A 1,770-nucleotide genomic window follows, 5' to 3' on the forward strand; every position below is an offset into this window, starting at 1 on the left:
AAACCGCACTCGCACCGCCCGCGCCAACAACAATCCACCCGACATCACAAACTCCCAGCTCACAGAGGGTGTTGCGACGACCGAGTGAATTCGCCCCACTTTGAGGACATGTGGTGTCCCGAAAGTGACTTTCGCGACATGAGCAGCGGGGGTCGGCCACGAGGGAACGCGCACCGCGGAAAGTACCGGTCACGACAACTTTTCCTTACCCTCAATAGGTTGTTGCCGCCGAGTGTCGATCTATAGGTATGCCGGGGGGCCGTCGCCGGTGTGGCTGGCGGGCTCCTCGGCATTCGACGCAAGCTGGCGAGCCGCTCTCAGCCCACTGATCAATGTCGGCGTGGCAAGGCTTCGGCTGACGATGACCCCGGTCTTCGGGTGTTCAACGCCCGGCGCTGGCCTGATGTGACGAATCTAAGAGCGCGACAGCCGCGAGGGCGTCCGTCACCGGTCTGACACGTCTAGCCCACTCGGGGGGGCGGTTGTCGCCGAGTGCCGGTCTGCAGGCATACCGAGGGGCCCGTCGCCGACGTGGCTGGCGGGCTCCTCGGGTGATGCGGGTTAAGCGGCGGCGCGGTGGAAGGTGTTGCGCCTGGGTCTTCGCAACGGGTCCAAATACTGGGGTGGTGTGAACTCCGGGAGTCCGTCGGGCGCCATCCGGACTTCCCAGTCGCCATGGTGGATCAGCCGGTGATGAAAACCGCACAACAAGGTGAGATTCCGCAGGTCGGTCGGTCCGCCATCGGCCCAATGATCAATATGGTGGGCGTGGCAGTGCTTGGGCTGCCGGTGGCAGCCGGGGAAGGCGCAGCCTCGGTCGCGGATGTTGAGTGCCCGTCGTTGGCCTGGGGTGACGAATCGTCGTAGCCGTCCCATGTCGAGGGGTTCACCAGCGGCGCTCAGAACGACGGGCAGCATCAAGCAGTCGCAGGCGGCGAGGCGTGCCTCGCGGGCGGTCATTTCCCCGACGAAGTCCAGGCACGCTGTGCCGATCCCGGTCTGCAACTCGTCGAGGCCGATGGTGACGTGGAGCAGCGTCCGGTAGCCGGAGGTGCCGGGCTGGTCCGGGCACGCGATCGCCAAATCCAAGATCTCCGCGAAGGCGTCGCCTTGGCGTTCCGGTTTGGTGCGAGGGTCGGCTTGGCCGAACTCGTCCACCGGTCGCGGTTTCGCGTAGGCATCGAGAACAGCGGCGGTGCGGGCACCCAGCTCGTCATCCAGAAGCCCGGTCAGTTTCCAGAAGCCGTCTCTGCGGCGCTCCAGCGTGACCTCCCGTACGGGCTGGGCGGGTTCAGGGTCCTTGGGTTCGTTGCCGTCAGGGTCGAGCCAGGCCAGCAGGTTTTCTTCGGCCTGTCTGAGCTGTCTCGGCCCCGCCTCGCAAGCAAGATCAGCCAAGATCTTCTCCGCACACTTCCGATCTTCGGACGACACCTCCGCCGGGATCTTCTTCAGAAACTCCAGAATCTGATCGATCCGGTGTTCTCCGATCACCCCATCAGCCGCAGCCGCGGCAGTGGCAGGCGCGAACGCCGGGATCTCGGTGCCATCGAGTGCGCGGGTCGGGTTCAACGCGATCGCACGCCGCACGATCGGACCCGCCTCACCCCGGCTCAACCCCGCGACATCGGCGAACCACGACACCGTGGAACCATAGCCATACAAGTCTTTCGGGCCGCGAGACTCAATCTCCGCCAAAAACCGCCCCAACGCGGCGGAAGCCACCCGGATCACCTGCAGAGACTGCTGCACGCCATGGCCAAGCTCCAACTT

1 protein-coding gene is annotated in these 1,770 nt (G+C 65.0%); it reads right to left on the reverse strand.

All coding sequences use genetic code 11. The features are described 5' to 3' along the window. Positions 1–561: 561 nt before the first annotated feature. The coding region (locus ACZ7KI_RS43310) for an HNH endonuclease signature motif containing protein (protein WP_470278810.1) at positions 562–1,770 on the reverse strand (1,209 nt) is incomplete at its 5' end.

It is taken from the genome of Amycolatopsis sp. NPDC039088, from assembly GCF_055598845.1.